The sequence below is a fragment of the Okeania sp. SIO2B9 genome (assembly GCF_010672505.1).
GTDB classification, from domain to species: Bacteria; Cyanobacteriota; Cyanobacteriia; order Cyanobacteriales; family Microcoleaceae; genus Okeania; species Okeania hirsuta.
In genome coordinates this window covers 1-2,532 of sequence record NZ_JAAHGK010001122.1, presented here as the reverse complement: position 1 = coordinate 2,532, position 2,532 = coordinate 1, and the positions used below count along the sequence as shown (strand labels likewise).

At 39.7% G+C, this 2,532-nt stretch carries 3 protein-coding genes; 2 read left to right on the top strand and 1 reads right to left on the bottom strand.

Translation table 11 applies throughout. The features are described from left to right. Together F6K13_RS27985 and F6K13_RS27980 are read left to right on the top strand one after the other, a co-directional pair. Positions 1-298 (top strand): PspA/IM30 family protein (locus F6K13_RS27985; protein ID WP_287289127.1); only part of this gene is annotated, 298 nt, incomplete at its 5' end. A gap of 458 nt (positions 299-756) precedes the next feature. Further along, complete coding sequence (locus F6K13_RS27980) at positions 757-1,524, top strand: PspA/IM30 family protein (protein ID WP_124144000.1); 768 nt, start codon at positions 757-759, stop codon at positions 1,522-1,524. Between the two features lie 490 nt (positions 1,525-2,014). Here the strand turns inward: F6K13_RS27980 and F6K13_RS27975 are convergent, their stop codons facing one another. Then, positions 2,015-2,233 carry an IS1 family transposase gene (locus F6K13_RS27975; protein ID WP_124143999.1) on the bottom strand — a complete coding sequence of 73 codons (219 nt, stop codon included), beginning with the start codon at positions 2,231-2,233 and terminating at the stop codon, positions 2,015-2,017. Between the last annotated feature and the right edge of the window lie 299 nt (positions 2,234-2,532).

The following is a 2,532-nucleotide window of genomic DNA, read 5'->3' as shown; positions in this document are numbered from 1 at the left end:
TAGGGCACGTTCTGCTAAGGCCTCGGAAAAGCTAAATGAAATTTTGGGCACTGTGAATACTGGTAATGCTTTGAGTGCTTTTGAGAAGATGGAAGAGAAGGTAATGCAGCTTGAGGCTAAGTCTGAGGCGATCGCTGAGTTGGGAACTGATAGTTTAGAAAAACAATTTGCTTCTTTGGAAGAAGGTAATGATATTGAGACTGAGTTGGAGGCGATGAAGGCGGAAATGTTGCCTGGGGGAAGTAATTCTCAGTTACCAATTCAAGATAGTTCTAATCTCAGAAAAACAGAATCATAATTTGAAGATATATGGAATCAATTTACATGAATTATAGAGGTTTTCTTATTTGGGTTTAAACTATGAAGAAGAATCTGTCTTTTTACTTGAAGTATTCTAGCTACTCAAGATAACTAAGGTTCTGGGGATTCTTATTATACTGTTTTGCTTTAAACAAACTAATCTTGCTAAAGGACAAAGCAACAGACTTTTTCTCATCCAGCTAAACCCATCTTCAATATTTCAGTCTTAATATTTATGTCCGATGTTTTTCGTTGATACTTAATCTAAAAATCATTACCACTCAGCAAAGTCCTGATTTTTATGGGTAGTTCGCGGAGAAAGAAAGACTTAAAATGAATGTATAGCTATGGGGAGAGTATCCTTATCTATTACTAATGAAAAATTTGGCTTATAGTAGTTAGTATTGGCCAGTAAGAGCTAGAAGCTAAATTAAACATCAAAGGAAAAATAAAATTATGGGATTATTTGATAGAATTGGTCGCCTTGTCAGAGCTAATGTTAATGAAATGGTAAGTAAAGCTGAAGACCCTGAGAAGGTTCTAGAGCAGTCTATTATTGATATGCAAGAAGATTTGGTACAGTTGCGTCAGGCTGTTGCTAGTGCTATTGCTACTCAGAAACGTAGCCAACAACAATATAATCAAGCTCAATCTCAAGCTAATCAATGGTACTCCAGGGCACAGTTAGCTCTACAAAAAGGAGATGAAAATTTGGCCAAGGAAGCTCTACAGCGTAAGAAGACTTATTCTGAGACAGCAGACACTGTAAAAGTATCTTTGGACAGTCAAACAAGTCAGGTAGAAGTTTTAAAGCGGAATTTAACTGCTTTGGAAGGTAAGATTTCTGAAGCTAAGGCGAAGAAGGATATGCTGAAAGCGCGAATGACTGCTGCTAAAACTCAGGAGCAACTCAATAATACCATGGGTTCTCTGAATACTAGCGGGGCAATGGCAGCTTTTGACAGGATGGAAGAAAAAGTTTTACAAATGGAGGCCCGTTCCCAAGCTACAGCAGAGTTAGCTGGTGGCAGTGGTTTGGAAGAGGATTTCCGAAAGTTGGAAGCTAGTAGTGATGTTGATGATGAGTTAGCGGTGATGAAGGCACAACTCTCTGGAGGTTCTGTAAGTCAGAATCAACTACCTGCGTCAAATCAGGGTTCAGCAGAAAAATCGGAGGTTGATGCTGAACTGGAAGATTTGCGTAAACAACTTGACAAAATGTAATTTTTGTTTATTTTCTAAATGTGCTGATATTTCGGCAATACTTTGAGCCTTGATGGATATTATAGCGATTTTCAAATATATAGACTACAGTGGCCTCCTAATCGATACTCCCTAATCCAAGAGAATTTTGTAGTCTACTTAAATGAAAAGTGTTATAAGTATAATCTGTCAAGGCATTTTTCTGTTAAATTACACAATTTTGGGCAAAAATACTGAGGTTTTACTATTGGCATAGTTATCAGATTGGGCTATGTACTATATGGGGTAGTGCAGAGCGCAAAGTGTGGGAATGGTAATTAGATCATTCCAGTTCCAAGGGGCGATATAGCTGCCGCTAGGCTCCGCCAACGCCAGCCCCGATCTTTGGGCTGCAGTATTGTCCTTGCGACTATGAACCCAAATCCAATTAAAGTAGGCGATACGCCTGACGCCACGCTCCGCGAACGCTAACCTCACTGTTACTTCCGTTTGCTGCCAGACCTTACCAAACTTATTCTGGGGTGCGATGCCACCGACCTATCTGCTGTCGGACAATTCTATTAGTTCGTTCTAATTGCTGAGTCTGGTCTTTACCGATGATATGTTCTACTTCTGGTGGTAAAACTCGTTCATACCCACCCCAATCATCTGTATAATAATGTTTACAGCTAGTTTTTCCTTCTGTATTGGCGATTAATTCTGTATCGGAACTCGTGACTTTGTTTGCCAACTCTAGTAGCCAAAATTAATCCACGTTCTGGATCCTTGAGTCATGCCAATCCCACAATCCCCTTCTGTTAATTCATTTGCCTGAGAATGTTTTTGTGTCTTGAGTGCGTCTTACATTCTGGGGAGACCTCACCAATTAGCACTCGCTTTTTTTAGACGAATGACCAAAACTCATAAGTAGCTAGGCAGAATTAAATAGAAAACGTTCTGTGGTATGTTGGTCTTGTTGAGCGCGAGCTTCTACACCCTCTATAACAGCCATCGCCAAATCATATTCATCTTCAAAAATCCGACCAGCTA